This window comes from Deinococcus grandis (assembly GCF_001485435.1).
In the GTDB taxonomy this organism is placed as follows: Bacteria; Deinococcota; Deinococci; order Deinococcales; family Deinococcaceae; genus Deinococcus; species Deinococcus grandis.
In genome coordinates this window covers 112,418-124,787 of record NZ_BCMS01000001.1, presented here as the reverse complement: position 1 = coordinate 124,787, position 12,370 = coordinate 112,418, and the positions used below count along the sequence as shown (strand labels likewise).

Annotated in this window: 17 protein-coding genes; 9 read left to right on the top strand and 8 right to left on the bottom strand. The window is 73.0% G+C overall.

Annotated features, from left to right (window positions below):
* Nucleotides 1–29: 29 nt before the first annotated feature.
* The 4 genes from DEIGR_RS00660 to DEIGR_RS00645 all read right to left on the bottom strand — a co-directional run bounded on the left by DEIGR_RS00660 (nucleotide 30) and on the right by DEIGR_RS00645 (nucleotide 3,073).
* A complete protein-coding gene (locus DEIGR_RS00660; protein WP_058974399.1) occupies nucleotides 30–1,295 on the bottom strand; it encodes a DUF1800 domain-containing protein in 1,266 nt (421 codons plus the stop codon).
* 43 nt (nucleotides 1,296–1,338) lie between these two features.
* The gene (locus DEIGR_RS00655; protein ID WP_058974397.1) at nucleotides 1,339–2,106 is read right to left on the bottom strand and encodes a sigma-E factor regulatory protein RseB domain-containing protein; all 768 of its coding nucleotides are present in this window, start codon (nucleotides 2,104–2,106) and stop codon (nucleotides 1,339–1,341) included.
* Between the two features lie 131 nt (nucleotides 2,107–2,237).
* A complete protein-coding gene (locus DEIGR_RS00650) occupies nucleotides 2,238–2,528 on the bottom strand; it encodes a hypothetical protein (protein WP_058974394.1) in 291 nt (96 codons plus the stop codon).
* Nucleotides 2,525–3,073, bottom strand: a complete 549-nt coding sequence (locus DEIGR_RS00645; RefSeq protein ID WP_058978457.1) for an RNA polymerase sigma factor — start codon at nucleotides 3,071–3,073, stop codon at nucleotides 2,525–2,527. The genes DEIGR_RS00650 and DEIGR_RS00645 overlap by 4 nt, the downstream gene beginning before the upstream one ends.
* 71 nt (nucleotides 3,074–3,144) lie before the next feature.
* On the opposite strand from DEIGR_RS00645, the gene DEIGR_RS00640 reads away from it, so the two are divergent.
* From DEIGR_RS00640 to cobT, 4 genes are all read left to right on the top strand, one after another.
* Nucleotides 3,145–3,807: a metal-dependent transcriptional regulator gene (locus DEIGR_RS00640; protein ID WP_058974392.1), complete on the top strand. Its 663-nt coding sequence runs from the start codon at nucleotides 3,145–3,147 to the stop codon at nucleotides 3,805–3,807.
* 100 nt (nucleotides 3,808–3,907) lie between these two features.
* The gene (locus DEIGR_RS00635; RefSeq protein ID WP_058978456.1) at nucleotides 3,908–4,624 is read left to right on the top strand and encodes an adenosylcobinamide-GDP ribazoletransferase; all 717 of its coding nucleotides are present in this window, start codon (nucleotides 3,908–3,910) and stop codon (nucleotides 4,622–4,624) included.
* Between the two features lie 29 nt (nucleotides 4,625–4,653).
* Nucleotides 4,654–5,199, top strand: coding sequence for a histidine phosphatase family protein (locus DEIGR_RS00630; protein WP_236704613.1), 546 nt, complete (start codon nucleotides 4,654–4,656; stop codon nucleotides 5,197–5,199).
* A gap of 19 nt (nucleotides 5,200–5,218) precedes the next feature.
* Nucleotides 5,219–6,286, top strand: a complete 1,068-nt coding sequence (gene cobT / locus DEIGR_RS00625) for a nicotinate-nucleotide--dimethylbenzimidazole phosphoribosyltransferase (RefSeq protein WP_058974388.1) — start codon at nucleotides 5,219–5,221, stop codon at nucleotides 6,284–6,286.
* A 22-nt stretch (nucleotides 6,287–6,308) separates the two neighbouring features.
* Here the strand turns inward: cobT and DEIGR_RS00620 are convergent, their stop codons facing one another.
* Genes DEIGR_RS00620 through DEIGR_RS00610 form a run of 3 tightly spaced genes read right to left on the bottom strand, consistent with a single transcriptional unit; the run spans nucleotide 6,309 to nucleotide 8,174 of the window.
* A complete protein-coding gene (locus DEIGR_RS00620; protein WP_058974387.1) occupies nucleotides 6,309–6,506 on the bottom strand; it encodes a hypothetical protein in 198 nt (65 codons plus the stop codon).
* 25 nt (nucleotides 6,507–6,531) lie between these two features.
* Nucleotides 6,532–6,909: a hypothetical protein gene (locus DEIGR_RS00615; protein ID WP_058974385.1), complete on the bottom strand. Its 378-nt coding sequence runs from the start codon at nucleotides 6,907–6,909 to the stop codon at nucleotides 6,532–6,534.
* Nucleotides 6,906–8,174, bottom strand: a complete 1,269-nt coding sequence (locus DEIGR_RS00610) for a phosphotransferase (RefSeq protein WP_058974384.1) — start codon at nucleotides 8,172–8,174, stop codon at nucleotides 6,906–6,908. Before DEIGR_RS00610 ends, DEIGR_RS00615 begins: the two co-directional genes overlap by 4 nt.
* Nucleotides 8,175–8,258: 84 nt before the next feature.
* On the opposite strand from DEIGR_RS00610, the gene DEIGR_RS00605 reads away from it, so the two are divergent.
* From DEIGR_RS00605 to DEIGR_RS00595, 3 genes are read left to right on the top strand one after another with little or no spacing between them, the layout of a single operon-like run.
* Complete coding sequence (locus tag DEIGR_RS00605; RefSeq protein WP_058974382.1) at nucleotides 8,259–8,780, top strand: hypothetical protein; 522 nt, start codon at nucleotides 8,259–8,261, stop codon at nucleotides 8,778–8,780.
* Between the two features lie 5 nt (nucleotides 8,781–8,785).
* On the top strand, nucleotides 8,786–9,031 hold the full coding sequence (locus DEIGR_RS00600; protein ID WP_058974379.1) for a hypothetical protein: 246 nt from the start codon (nucleotides 8,786–8,788) through the stop codon (nucleotides 9,029–9,031).
* Between the two features lie 2 nt (nucleotides 9,032–9,033).
* Nucleotides 9,034–9,654 (top strand): phosphoribosylanthranilate isomerase, encoded by a 621-nt coding sequence (locus DEIGR_RS00595; RefSeq protein ID WP_058978455.1) that lies wholly within the window; start codon nucleotides 9,034–9,036, stop codon nucleotides 9,652–9,654.
* 262 nt (nucleotides 9,655–9,916) lie between these two features.
* On the opposite strand, the gene DEIGR_RS00590 is transcribed toward DEIGR_RS00595, so the two are convergent.
* Nucleotides 9,917–10,801, bottom strand: a complete 885-nt coding sequence (locus DEIGR_RS00590) for a hypothetical protein (RefSeq protein WP_058974377.1) — start codon at nucleotides 10,799–10,801, stop codon at nucleotides 9,917–9,919.
* A gap of 165 nt (nucleotides 10,802–10,966) precedes the next feature.
* Here DEIGR_RS00590 and DEIGR_RS00585 point away from each other — a divergent pair, with 165 nt between their 5' ends.
* Entirely contained in the window at nucleotides 10,967–11,842 is an 876-nt protein-coding gene (locus tag DEIGR_RS00585; RefSeq protein ID WP_058974375.1) for a nucleotidyltransferase domain-containing protein, read from the top strand.
* Between the two features lie 88 nt (nucleotides 11,843–11,930).
* A complete protein-coding gene (locus tag DEIGR_RS21595) occupies nucleotides 11,931–12,347 on the top strand; it encodes a nucleotidyltransferase domain-containing protein (RefSeq protein ID WP_407638299.1) in 417 nt (138 codons plus the stop codon).
* The last annotated feature ends 23 nt before the right edge of the window (nucleotides 12,348–12,370 follow it).

Below are 12,370 nucleotides of genomic sequence, written 5' to 3'. Positions count from 1 at the left end.
GGGCAGTCCTCCGGGGGGGGCAGGGCGGGTCAGGCGAGCTGGAATTCTGGGCTGATCAGGCTCAGGTACGTGCGCTGGCGGCCCTTCAGGCTGCTCAGGAGCACCGCGCCCGCCGGGCGTTCCTGACCGGTCAGGGCCAGCAGGCTGGGCGGGGTGTCGAGGTTGGGGGCCTTGGAGCCCATGGTCAGCGCGGCGGCGACCTGCATGCGCAGCAGCAGGGTGGTGTCGTTGATCCATTCGCGGCCGCCGTCCCAGCCCTTGACGGTGTCGGGTTCCAGCAGCACCTGCCCCATGCGCCCGGCGGTCCCGGCGAGGTTCAGCAGGGAGCGCGCGTCGATCTTCGGCTGGCCCAGCGTGCGGATACCGCCCACCAGGAACTCGACGGGCGAGCGGATGATGCGCGAGCGGCTGGCGTAGAAGGCCTCGCTGGCGAGCAGTTCGGTCAGGACGGCCATCACGTCGCCCCTGCTGCGGGTCCAGGTCTCGGCGCTGCCCCGGACGGCCGCGTCGTCGGGGGTGTCGGCCAGGAACGCGCGGTGCAGTTTGCGGCTCACGAAGGTGGCCGTGGCGGGCTGCGAGGTGGCGATCCGGACGATGTCCTCGCCCTTCAGGGCGCCGCTCTGCCCCAGGTACGTCTTCCTGCCGGTGTCGTGCTGCTGCGTCTGGTTCACGAAACGCGGCTGCTCGAGGTACTGCTTGTTGCCGCGCCCCCCCTGGAAGGTCCAGCCGGTCAGGGCGCGCGCCCCCTCGCGCACGTCGTTTTCCGTGTACGCACCGATGCCGGTCGTGAACAGTTCCAGCAACTCGCGGCTGAAGTTCTCATTCGGTTTGCCCTTGCGGTTCTGGTCGTTGTCGAGGTACCGGAGCATGGCGGGGGACTGCGCGACCTCCAACGTGAAGCGCTCGAAGGACCGTGTGGCGGCGTGGCGGCGCAGCAGGTTCAGGTAGTCCGCCACGGCAGGCACGTTGCGGACCTTGTCGGTGGCGATCACGAAGTGGTTGCTCCAGGTCAGGGCCAGTTTCTCGCGCAGCGGGTGCGGACCGTACGCGAGTTCGTACAGCCACGCGCCGCGCCCGAGCTGAATGGCCGCGCCGGGCGTCGCGCCCTGCATGGGATCAAACGGGTTGCCGGGCGCGATGCTCTGATCGAAGGCCAGGGCCGCGCGGGCCACGTCCTGGGCTTTCTGGCCGACCAGGGCGCGGATCTGCTCGTCGGTCGCGCCGAAGGCGGTGCGGCGCAGGAAGTGCGCGGCGTCCTCGGCGGTCAGGGGGCGGGTCAGGGGGGTCAGGGGCATGCGGAACTCCTTGCGGCGGCGGTCAGGGACCGGGTGGGGGGCGTTATGGATTGGAGTCGGCGGGGGCCGAAAAAGTTCCCAGCGGGTCCGGCGTCGCGCTGCGGACGCCCGCCAGCGCGGCCTGCAGCGTGGGCTGCGGCAGGTTCCCGACCAGCCACACGAACCGCTGCCCGACGCGGCGCGAGGCCACGCCGGGCGCGGCCTTCACGTCCTGCGGGGCGACGACCAGCGTCAGGCCGTTCAGGCCGTCGGTCAGGGCCACCTCCAGCCCCTGCCCGCGCGGCTGCACGCCCACGGGCGTGAACCCGGGCGGGAGCCTCAGGCCCGGCAGGGCGCGGGTCAGCGCGGCGCGCAGGCCAGCGGGCGCGGCGGGCGGGGCCGGGCGGGTCACGCGGGCCGGACCTGGCTGCACGCGGGTCAGGGCGGCGCGGCGGGTCAGCGTGCCGTCCGCGCCGCGTTCCTCGAAGGCCAGCGGGAGGTTCCATGTCAGGTCCACCCACAGCGTCCAGCGCGCGGCGTCCCCGACCTTGGGGGTCAGGGTGAAGCGCGCCGCGTCGCGCCCGGCGACCCGCTCGGTGCCGGTGCGGGTCACGCTGAAGTTCTTCGCCAGCAGCGCGGGCCGCACCGTCAGGGCGGGCAGCTGCGCGGCGGCGCGGGTGGGGGTGGCGCGCGGCGGGAACAGCACGGTCACCTCGGCCTGCCCGCGTGCCACCTGCGTGCGGGCCTGCTTCAGCGCAGCCTGCACGTCCTCCAGGTCGCCCGCGTGCGCGGTGCCCAGCGTCAGCAGGAGCAGGGTCAGGGGGCGTTTCATACGGATTCCGTCTGTTTCGTTCACAGATCGGAACACCACCGATCTGTCAACTCCACGCCCGGAACCCGCTTTTCTCCTGCTCGCTTCGCTCGGGTTGAACGTTTTTGCAAATCTTTCAACCAGAGTCCGTATCACCAGTCGGCTCCCCAGGCGCTCTGGTAGGCGTCGTACGCGGCGCTGCTGGGCAGCGGGCCGGGCAGCTGCGCGGCGGGGCGCAGCACGATCAGGCCCGCCACCAGGGCCGCCGAGGCGAGTGCGCCGGTCAGCCATCCCGCGCGGCTGCGGGTGCGGGCGGCGCGGCGGCGGGTCAGGAAACGGTCGGCGGCGCCCAGATCGGCGGGGGTGAACTGGCGGGCCTGCGCCAGCAGGATGTCGAGGTCGTCATGTTCATCGGTGTAGTCACTGGGATCGTGGTGGGTCATGGGGTCACTCCGGCGCGGGTGAGCAGGGCGCGCAGGGCCGCGCGGCCCCGGTTGATGCGGCTCTTCACGGTGCCGAGTTCCGCGCCGGTCAGCGCGGCGATCTCGGCGTAGTCCAGGCCCGACAGTTCGCGCAGGGCGACCGCCTCGCGCTGATCGGGCGGCAGCTGCGCCAGCGCGCGGGCCAGCCGCTCGCGGACCTGAGCCTGCTCGCCCGCGCGGGCCGGGTCGTGCGGCGCGTGGGGTTCCGGGGTGTCCTCCAGCGACACCGCCTGCCGCGCGCCCAGCGCCTTGTGGCAGGCGTTCAGGGTGATGCGGTGCAGCCAGGTGCTCAGGCTCGCCTCGCCCCGGAACCCCTTCAGGGCCCTGTGCGCGGCGATGAACACCTCCTGCACGATGTCGTCCGCCGCACCCGGCCCCACGAGGCTGGCGGCGAGGCGGTGAACCATCGGCGCGTGCGTTCTCACGAGCGTCTCGAAGGCCCGCTCGTCCCGCGCGGCCAGGCGCGCGAGGTGCAGGTCGGACAGGGTGTCGTGCGGGTCATTCAAGGGCACCTCATACCTTAGAGGAGCCCCGCCGCGAAAAAGTTCCCATCTGCGGTGCCGCTACACTGGGCGGCATGACCGGCCGTTCCCTGTCCCGCTCGGCGGAGGATTACCTGAAGCACCTGTACACGCTGGGGCAGGCGGGCAAGGTGAACACCCAGGCGCTCGCGGCGGCGCTGGAGGTCGCCCCGGCCAGCGTGACCGGGATGCTGCGCAAGCTGACCGAGCAGGGCCTCGTGTCGCACGCGCCGTACCAGGGCGCGCAGCTGACCGCCGAGGGTGAGCGGGTCGCGCTGGAGGTCCTGCGGCACCACCGGCTGCTGGAACTGTTCCTGCACCGCGCGCTGGGCGTCCCGCTGGACGAGGTGCACGAGGAGGCCGAACGCCTGGAACACGCCCTGAGCGAACGGCTGGAGGCCCGCATCGCGGCGTGGCTGGGCGACCCCACGCACGACCCGCACGGCGACCCGATCCCCACCCTGGACGGCGAACTGCCGCACCAGCCTCAGCGGCGCCTGTCGCAGCTGGCGCCCGGGGACACCGCGACCGTGGCGCGCGTCCCGGACGGCGACGCCGACCAGCTGCGGGCCATGATGGCCGCCGGGCTCACGCCGGGCGCGCCACTGCGGCTGGACGCCGTGGACGCCGCGCTGGGCACCCTGACCGTCTGGGCGACCGACCACACCCTGACCCTCTCGCTGGGCGTCGCCGCGCAGATCCACGTGCAGACGACCTGATGCGGAGGCCGCCTGTCCTCCTCCTCTGCGGGGCAGCTCTGCGAGTCGCCTCCGCTCGGATGAAACGGTCTGGACACACCGCTCCATCGGAGTGGGCCTGATGCGCGATCAGCTGCGCGCGGCGCATCTGGCGCTGACGTTCCTGACAACCCTGCCCCTGCCGCATATCAGGGAGGTGCGCGACGGGGACTTCGCGCAGGCCAGTGCGTACTACCCGCTGGCCGGGTACGCCGTGGGCGGCGCGGTGGCGGGGCTGCTGTGGCTGCCCGTCCCGCTGCCCGGCGGGGTGATCGCCGCGCTGAGCGTGGGCGCGTGGCTGCTCCTGACCGGCATGCTGCACTTCGACGGGCTGGTGGACAGCGCCGACGCCCTGTTCGCCATGAAGACGCCCGCCGAGCGGCTGGTGATCCTGCGCGACGTGCACGTGGGCGCGTTCGGACTGGCGACCGGGGGCCTGTCCCTGCTGCTGCTCTGGAGTCTTCTGTCCGCGCCGATTCCGCCGCTGGCGCCGCTGGTGGCGGCGGTGGCGGCGCGGACGCTGCTGCTGATTCCCATGAACACCTACCCGGCGGCGCGCGCCGAGAGCCTGGGCGCCCGCTCGCGCGAGGGTCGCCTCTGGGCCGCCCTGCTGCTGGCCGCGCCGACCCTACTGGTGCCCGGCGCGTGGGCGGCGTGGCTGGCAGCGCTGGTGGGCGCGCTGCTGGTCGCGGCGTTCGCGGCGCGGCGGCTGGGCGGCGGCCTGAACGGCGACACGTACGGATTGATCGTGGTGACGGCGGAATTGCTCGCGCTGGGCGCGTTCGCCTGGGGCCGCTGAGCATGCCTGGGGGCCTGACGCTGCACCTGGTGCGACACGCTCCCACCCTCCCGAACGCGCAGCGCCGCTACCCGCACCCGCACGAGGACGCGCCCCTCACGCCCGCCGGGGAGGCGCTGGCCCGCACGCTCGACCTGCCCCGGGGCGCGCTGGCGTTCACGTCCCCGCTGGGCCGCGCCCGGCAGACTGCGCGGCTGGCCGGATTCCCGCACGCCCTGCCCCACCCGGCGCTGGCCGAGGCGAGTTTCGGCGTGATGGCCGGGCACACCTGGGCCGAACTGGAAGCCGAGCACGGCGACGCGCCCCGCGCCTGGATCGAGGCGCTGAGCGACCCCACCAGTCCCCACGGCCCCCCCGGCGGCGACACCGGGCGGGGCTTCCACGCCCGCGTGCAGGCGTGGCTGGACACCCTCCCGGCGGGCGAGGTGGTGGCCTTCACGCACGCCGGGCCGCTGCTGGCCGCACTGCGCCTGACCGTGAACCTGTCCGCCGTGACCGCCCCGCCCGGCACGGTCGCCACCCTGCGCCGCGAAGCCGGACACTGGTGGCTGACCGCGCTGCGACCGCCCGCCTGACGCGGCACAATGCCCCCTGATGCTTCCTGACCTGACGGCCCTCCTGACCGCCATCCAGCCTGCCGATGCCGACGCGATGGGGCGGGCGCGGGCGCGGCAGGCGCAGCTGACGAAACCGGCGGGGGCGCTGGGTGACCTGGAGGACCTGTCGGTGCGGCTGGCGGGCGTGCTGGGCAGCGAGCGGCCCGACCCGCGCGGCGTGGCGGTGATCGTCGCGGCCGGGGATCACGGGGTGGCGCGCGCGGGCGTGAGTGCGTACCCGCCCGAGGTGACCCCGGCGATGGTCGCGAACTTCCTGGCGGACACCCCCGCCGGGCCGGGCGGCGCGGCCGTGAACGCGCTGGCGCGGGCGGTGGGCGCGCGGGTGTACGTGATGGACGCCGGGGTGAACGCCGACCTGCCCGACCACCCGGCGCTGGTCCGCGCGGCCCTGCGGCGCGGCACGCATGACCTGAGCGTACAGGCGGCCATGAGCGTGGAGGAGGCGCGGGCGCTGATCCTGGCGGGCGCGGCGCTGGCCCGCCGGGCCATTGAGGACGGCGCGGACGTCCTGATTCCCGGTGAGATGGGCATCGGGAACACCACCCCGGCAGCGGTCATCACGGCGCGCCTGCTGGGCCTGGACGCGGCGCGGGTGACAGGGCGCGGCACCGGAGTGGACGACGCGCGGCTGGCGCACAAGGTCGCCGTGATCCGCGCGGCGCTGGAGCGCACGCCGACCATCGACCCGCTGGAGGTGCTGGCCGAGTTCGGCGGCTTCGAGATCGCCGCGATGCTGGGCGTCATGCTCCAGGCCGCCGCCAGCCGCCGCGCCGTGATCCTCGACGGCTTCGTGGAGGGCAGCGCCGCCCTGATCGGCGTGACCCTCACCCCGCACCTGCGTGACTATCTGTTCCCCGCCGGGGAGTGCGCCGAGATCGGGCACGCGGCGCAACTGGCGCACCTGGGCCTGAAGCCCATGTTCCACCTGAACCTGCGCCTGGGCGAGGGCACGGGCGGCGTGCTGGCCGCGCCCATCCTGCTCGGGGCGGCGGCCACCCTGCGCGAGATGCGCACCTTCGCCGAGGCGGGCGTACCGGGTGCCTGAAAACTGGGCCAGGGGTGCAGCGTCAGGGCAGCAGGCAGCGCAGGTGCCACAGGTGCCACAGGTGCGCGCCCGTCCACTCGCGCAGGTACGCGTCGCGTGCGGCGTCCAGCACGGCGGTGTCCGGATCGGTACCGTCCGGGGACAGGTAGGCGGGGTTCGCGTTGAGGAACGGGTGGGTGAGGCTGGCGTCGGACCAAGACGAACGCCGCGCCTGCACCATGGGAGGGCGCGGCGTTCATTACCTTTCAGCGGGTCGTGAGACTGAACAGGCCCAACACGTAGCCCAGTTGGATGAGCGCGAGACCAAGGGCGGGCAGCCAGACGCCCATCAGCCGCAGCGGCAGGGGCGGCAGCGCACGCACGGGCTGGCCTTTCGGGAACTGGTGGTCGTACAGGCGCGGGAAGCCGAGGACCATGAAGGCCAGGAGGCTCAGCCATACGTAGAAGCCCCAGTCAGGTGCGGTTCCGTACAGTCGGCGCGCGACTGGACCCACGAGCAGGTAGCTCGCCAGTTGAAGGATTAAGTAGAGCCGATGAAGGCCGATCCAGGGCAGGCCGACGCCGGGCAACAGGAGGTTCACGAGGAACGTGCCCCAGAAGTGCGGGGGGCGCCGGTCAGTCACGGGCAGGGAGGTGGCGGTAACCGGTTCATCAGAGCATGGCGCAGGCGGCGCAGGTGCCACAGGTGCGCGCCCGCCCACTCGCGCCGGTCCTCGACCGCGCCCTGAATCCCGTCGAAGTAGCCCAGGGCGCGGTATACCTCTCCGGCCAGCATCGCATCGGCGTGCAGGGCCCGCAGGTCGTCGGGCGGGGCGAGGTCCGTCCATTCGCGCAGGTACGCGTCGCGTGCGGCGTCCAGCGTGACGGGGTCGGTGCCGTCCGGGCACAGGTAGGCGGGGTTCGCGTCGAGGAACGGGTGGGTGAGGCTGGCGTCGGACCAGTCGAGTAGCGTCACCTGCTTCCCGCGCGTGGTGACGTTCCCGCTGTGCAGGTCCCCGTGTCCCAGCGTGAGGGGGATCGGGCTGGCGCGCAGCCGCTCCAGGGCGGCCTCCAGTTCGGGGCGGCGGGCGCGCAGCGTGGCGGCCTCCTCGGGGGTCAGGGCGTCCGGGTGCGGGCCGTGCTCGTCGGCGTGCAGGCTCGCGTCACTGAACAGGGCGTCCAGCCGGGCCAGCAGGTACGCCGGGCCGCGGTCCCGCAGGTTCAGCTCCGGCAGCAGGGGCAGGGTGGCGCGCTGCACCCGCGCCAGCTGCCGCAGGACCGCGGCGGGGTCACCTCCGGCCTCGCCGCAGCCGTCCAGCAGCAGCAGGCCGCGCCGGGTGTCGGCGGCCAGGACGGGTGGGGCCGCGCCGGGCACGCCGGACAGCGCGCAGGTGACGGTCACCTCCCGCGCGAAGAAGTCCGGCACGGCCTTGAAGTACACGTCCCCGCCCTGCGTGGGCACGCGCCACAGCAGGCTGATCTGCCAGTGTTTCAGCACGACCGGGGTCCCCAGGCGCGGGCGGTCCTGCGCGGCGAGTTCGTCATCCAGCCAGCTCAGGGCGTCCGCGTGCCAGTGCGGCCCGAACCAGGGCGTGCGGGTGGAAGCCCGCGCGGCGTCCGCGAGTTCACGCAGCTCGTCCGGGCCGGGCGCCGCACCGGTCAGGTCGGGGGTGAACAGCTGCCACGCACAGGTGGCGCGGGTCACGCCATCCTCCCCTGTTCCGTGCCCGGTGAAGGCCAGCCGCCGCCCCAGCCAGCCCTCCACGCCCACTGCCCGCGCGGCCTCCAGCACGTGCTCGCCGTAATACACGGGGTGATCGACGGTCAGGGTCCGGCAGGCGACCTCCGCCCCGCCGGGCCGCGTCAGGAGGAGGTGCAGGGTCGTCTCGCGCCGCACGGCATCGGTCATGGACGCAGCCTCGCATGCGCCGCCCCGGGCGGGCATCCGTCAGATGACGCAGCCGGCCGACACGGACCCGGGTACGCTGGGCGCATGACCCGCCGCGCGACCCTGCGCGCGGTCCTCTCGCCGCGCGTGGTGCTGGGGACCGCGCTGGACGCGCTGCTGATCGGGACGCTGTGCCTGCTGTGGCTCACGCAGCTGTGCTGTCCCTACATGCGCGTGACCGACGAGTGGATGAAGTTCATGTCCTTCGTGCCCATCGCGGCTTCCGTGGGCAGCGCGACGTGGCTGTGCAGCCTGGGGCTGGCGGCGTGGCACCGCCCGCTCGACAGGGCGAGGTGGCGAGTGGCCGCACAGGCGGTCATCACGGGCGGGCTGGTGGCATTCGTGGCGGGCGCGCTGTTCACGCTGGCGGACCTGTCGAGCACGCCGCTGATCTCCCTGATGCTGCTGCCGATGGCGGCTGGCATGGCGGTCATCTTCGCGGCCGTGTCGGGCCTGCTACCGGTGGTGGGCTTCCTGACGAACCGCAGCGCGGCGTGGGTGCGGCGCTGCTCGGGGGCGACTGGCGGTGACGATCATGGTCGGGAGCGTGCCGTTCAGGGAGAATGACGCGCATGAGTGACCGGGAACTGAATTTCGCGCGGGAGATCATGGGGGGCCGTTCCTACCGGGACGTGCCGGACGCCGAGGTGCTCGCGGAGGCCGAGCGGCTGCTGGACGGCTGGATGAGCGGCGAGCTGCGAATGGAACGCCCGAAGATCTACGACCATTACGCGCTGCTGCTGCTGGCCCTGACCCGGCAGGTGCGGACGCTGGAGGCGCGCGTGAGTGAACTGGAAGCCGCGCGGGGGCCGCAGTGACCGTGCAGGTGAAGGTGTGCGGCACGACCAGCGTGCGCGACGCTGTCCTGAGTGCCGGGGCGGGTGCGGACGCGCTGGGCTTCATCTTCGCGCCGGTCAGCAGGCGGCTGGTGACGCCGCAGGTGGCGCGCGAGGCGGGTCTGAGCGTCGGGCCGAGCGTGGCGCGGGTGGGCGTGTTCCTGGACCAGGGGCTGGACGAGGTGCTGCGCACGGCGGAGGCCGCGCGGGTGAGTGCCGTGCAGCTGCATGGCCGCCTGTCAGGTCTTTACGTGACCGCGGTCGCCGCGTATTATCCCGTTCTGCGTGTCGTGCGCCCCGCCGATCTGGCGGCGGAAGCAGACATGTGGCACGGGCACAACGGCGTCACGCTGATGCTGGACGCGCCCGAACCCGGCGGCGGCATTCCGCTCGACTGGAATGCGCTGCGCCCTCTCTTCCCCCACGGGGCGTGGCTGGCCGGAGGTCTGGGTGCGGGGAACGTGGCGGCCGCCATGCAAGCCCTGAACCCGGCTGGGGTGGACGCCGTGAGCCGCCTGGAATCAGGGCCCGGCGTGAAGGACCCGGCTGCCGTGCGGGCTTTCGTTCAGGAAGCGCGCCGCGCGGCCCAGAGTTATCCACAGTGAAACGGGAACCTGTGGATAACTTCGCGGAGCGTGGAACTCTTCCACGGAACCTCTGAAAAACGTGTTTCACACGAACAATTGACCGGTTCCTCCACGGTGGGGAGTCGCCCTTATCCACAGGCTGTCCACAGCGCCTGTGGATAAACCTGTGGATAACCCAGTCGGGTCCCCCGGAAGCTCGGCCCTGCACGTGGTCCCTGCCGACCCCCTCTCACGTTGAACGGTTGCAGGGGGCACTCTAGCAGCGCCGCCCCCCACCCGGTCAAGCGTCCGGCAGAGGGGCAGGCAGCCCGAACCACCCGGCCAGGACCCGCCCGGCCTCCACCACGTTCCGCGGCTGCCCCAGGTCCACCCCGGCCCCCGCGAACGGCACGCGCGCGGGCGTGTGGCCCTTCGTGCGCAGGTCCTCGAGGTTCCCGTGATCACTGCTGACCACCACCCGCGCCCCCGCACCCAGCAGACCCGAGAGCAGCGCGTCCACCCGCCGCAGGTACGACCGCCCGGCGGCCAGGGCGTCGCCCGGCACGTCCGGCGCGCCCGCGTGACCCAGCAGGTCACTGAACCACAGGTCCAGCGCCAGCAGATCCACGTCCCGCGCCGCGCGGGCCAGCGTCCCCCCGTGCCGGGCCAGGGCGTCCAGCGCCGCCCCCTCCTCCCCCACCGCAGCCCAGGGCCGCGCGTACGGCAGGCCCAGCGTCGCGCCCAGCAGCGGCACGCCCGGCGGGTTCAGCGGCAGGCCCGCCGCGCGGAACGCGAACGGAAAGCAGCCCATGCGGTTGCGGCGACCCGCCCCCGATTCCAGCGCCTGAAAGTACGCGGGCACGTACTCGTTCCCCAGCGCCACGCGCGCACCGGCCTGCGCCAGCCGCACCGGCAGCGCCTCTGATCGCAGCAGGCGCTGAAGCGTCGGCCCGGGATGCGGCCCGAAATGCTCCCCCATCAGCGCCACCGCGTCCGATCCGGTCAGCCAGCACGCCTGCCCCGTCCCGGACTGCGGCAGGCCCGGGACGCCCAGCGTCGCGTCCAGGCAGCGGCCCGCGTCCACCAGCGGCCGCAGCGTGCCCAGCGGCTGATCCCAGACACTCCCGCCCAGCGCGTCCTGTGGGTGCCCCACGCCGTCCAGCGCCAGCCACACGATCCCGCTCAAGGCGTCCTCACGGGCCCAGGATACGCCCGCATACCCTTGACCGATCCTGCATACCGCGCTATAGTTTTTGACATCACCGCCCACGAGGCGGATTTTTTATTGCTTGCCGCTCCTGCGCCGGATGGCGGATGCCCCGGCCCCCATTGACCCGGTAGCGTGCGGGGCATGACCCGTGACCTGCTCCCCGGAACGCGCGTGGCTCTGCATGTACCCCTGCCCGGGGTGGCGCAGGGCACGTGGGGTGTCGTGACGGGCGGGGCGGGGAGCATGTACGACGTGGATTTTACCGGGGTGGTGCGGTCCGTGAACCGCGTGCATCTGAAGGTGGCTCGCGCGGATGCCGAGGCGATCCCGGCTGCTCATGAGGACCTGCGCCCCTTCGTGCAGTACGGGTGCGTGATGGGCAGTCGCGCCTTCGGGCTGGGCACGGACGCGTCCGACACGGACGTGCGGGGCTTCTACCTGCCGCCCGCCCGGCTGCACTGGAGCCTCGCGGGGGTGCCCGAGCAGCTGGAGTTCGAGTCGCCGGGCCGCGAGGAGGTGTACTGGGAGGCGGGGAAATTCGTGCGGCTGGCGCTGCGGGCGAACCCGAACGTGCTGGAGGTCCTGGCCTCACCGCTGCCGCTGACGGTCACGCTGGTCGCGGCGGCGCTGCTGGACATCCGGGACGCGTTCCTGAGTCGCCTGATCGTCACGACGTACGGGGAGTACGTGCGGGCGCAGATGCGCCGCCTGGAGAACGAGCGGCGCACGCACGGCGAGGTGCGCCTGAAGCACCTCGTGCACCTGCTGCGCCTCCTGATCAGTGGCGCGCACGCCCTGCGGACCGGGGAGATCCTCGTGGACGTCACCCCGCACCGAGACGCGCTGCTGGCCATCAAGCGCGGCGAGACGACCTGGGCCGAGGCGGACGCGTGGCGGCAGGCCCTGCAGGCCGAGTTCGAGCACGCCGCCGCCCACACCCGCCTGCCCGAACGCCCCGACGCAGCGCGGGTCGAGGCGTGGCTGCTGGACGCCCGGCGCGCCGCGCTCGACTGGTAGTCCGCAGCCCGGTGCCTCCGCCATCCGGCCCAGCGGGGCGTGCGCGGGTGGCCGATGCGCGGGGTGGCGACAGGAGTGATACTGAAGCATGTCGGAATTCACCTTCCCCCCTCAGCTGACCCAGGCTGTTCAGGAGCACGCCTTCCCACTGGTGTTCGCGACGGTCAGCGGGGCGCACCTGTACGGCTTTCCGAGTGCGGACAGCGACTGGGATCTGCGCGGCGCGCACGTGCTGCCCCTGACCGAGGTGCTGGGCCTGCGCGAGGGGCCGGGCACGTGGTCGCTGGAGCGGGATGACGGGGTGGTGGAGCTGGATCTGGTGACGCATGACGCGCGGAAGTTCGCGGGGCTGCTGCTGAAACGCAACGGGTACGTGCTGGAGCAGTTGCTGTCGCCGCTGGTGGTGCACTCGTCGGCGGCGCACGCGGCGCTGGTGGCCCTCGCGCCGGGGGTGTTGACCCGGCATCACGCGGGGCATTACCTGGGGTTCACGGTGAACCAGTAGCGGCTGCTGGAGAAGGAGGCCGC

Excerpts from the sequence above, each read along its gene's own strand:
- DEIGR_RS00605 (WP_058974382.1), top strand. The coding sequence starts at position 8,259 with ATGACCCGCCGCGCGACCCTGCGCGCGGTCCTCTCGCCGCGCGTGGTG.
- cobT (WP_058974388.1), top strand. The coding sequence starts at position 5,219 with ATGCTTCCTGACCTGACGGCCCTCCTGACCGCCATCCAGCCTGCCGAT.
- DEIGR_RS00610 (WP_058974384.1), bottom strand. The coding sequence starts at position 8,174 with ATGACCGATGCCGTGCGGCGCGAGACGACCCTGCACCTCCTCCTGACG.
- DEIGR_RS00635 (WP_058978456.1), top strand. The coding sequence starts at position 3,908 with ATGCGCGATCAGCTGCGCGCGGCGCATCTGGCGCTGACGTTCCTGACA.
- DEIGR_RS00640 (WP_058974392.1), top strand. The coding sequence starts at position 3,145 with ATGACCGGCCGTTCCCTGTCCCGCTCGGCGGAGGATTACCTGAAGCAC.
- DEIGR_RS00660 (WP_058974399.1), bottom strand. The coding sequence starts at position 1,295 with ATGCCCCTGACCCCCCTGACCCGCCCCCTGACCGCCGAGGACGCCGCG.
- DEIGR_RS00600 (WP_058974379.1), top strand. The coding sequence starts at position 8,786 with ATGAGTGACCGGGAACTGAATTTCGCGCGGGAGATCATGGGGGGCCGT.
- DEIGR_RS00650 (WP_058974394.1), bottom strand. The coding sequence starts at position 2,528 with ATGACCCACCACGATCCCAGTGACTACACCGATGAACATGACGACCTC.
- DEIGR_RS00585 (WP_058974375.1), top strand. The coding sequence starts at position 10,967 with ATGACCCGTGACCTGCTCCCCGGAACGCGCGTGGCTCTGCATGTACCC.
- DEIGR_RS00655 (WP_058974397.1), bottom strand. The coding sequence starts at position 2,106 with ATGAAACGCCCCCTGACCCTGCTCCTGCTGACGCTGGGCACCGCGCAC.
- DEIGR_RS21595 (WP_407638299.1), top strand. The coding sequence starts at position 11,931 with ATGTCGGAATTCACCTTCCCCCCTCAGCTGACCCAGGCTGTTCAGGAG.
- DEIGR_RS00620 (WP_058974387.1), bottom strand. The coding sequence starts at position 6,506 with ATGGTGCAGGCGCGGCGTTCGTCTTGGTCCGACGCCAGCCTCACCCAC.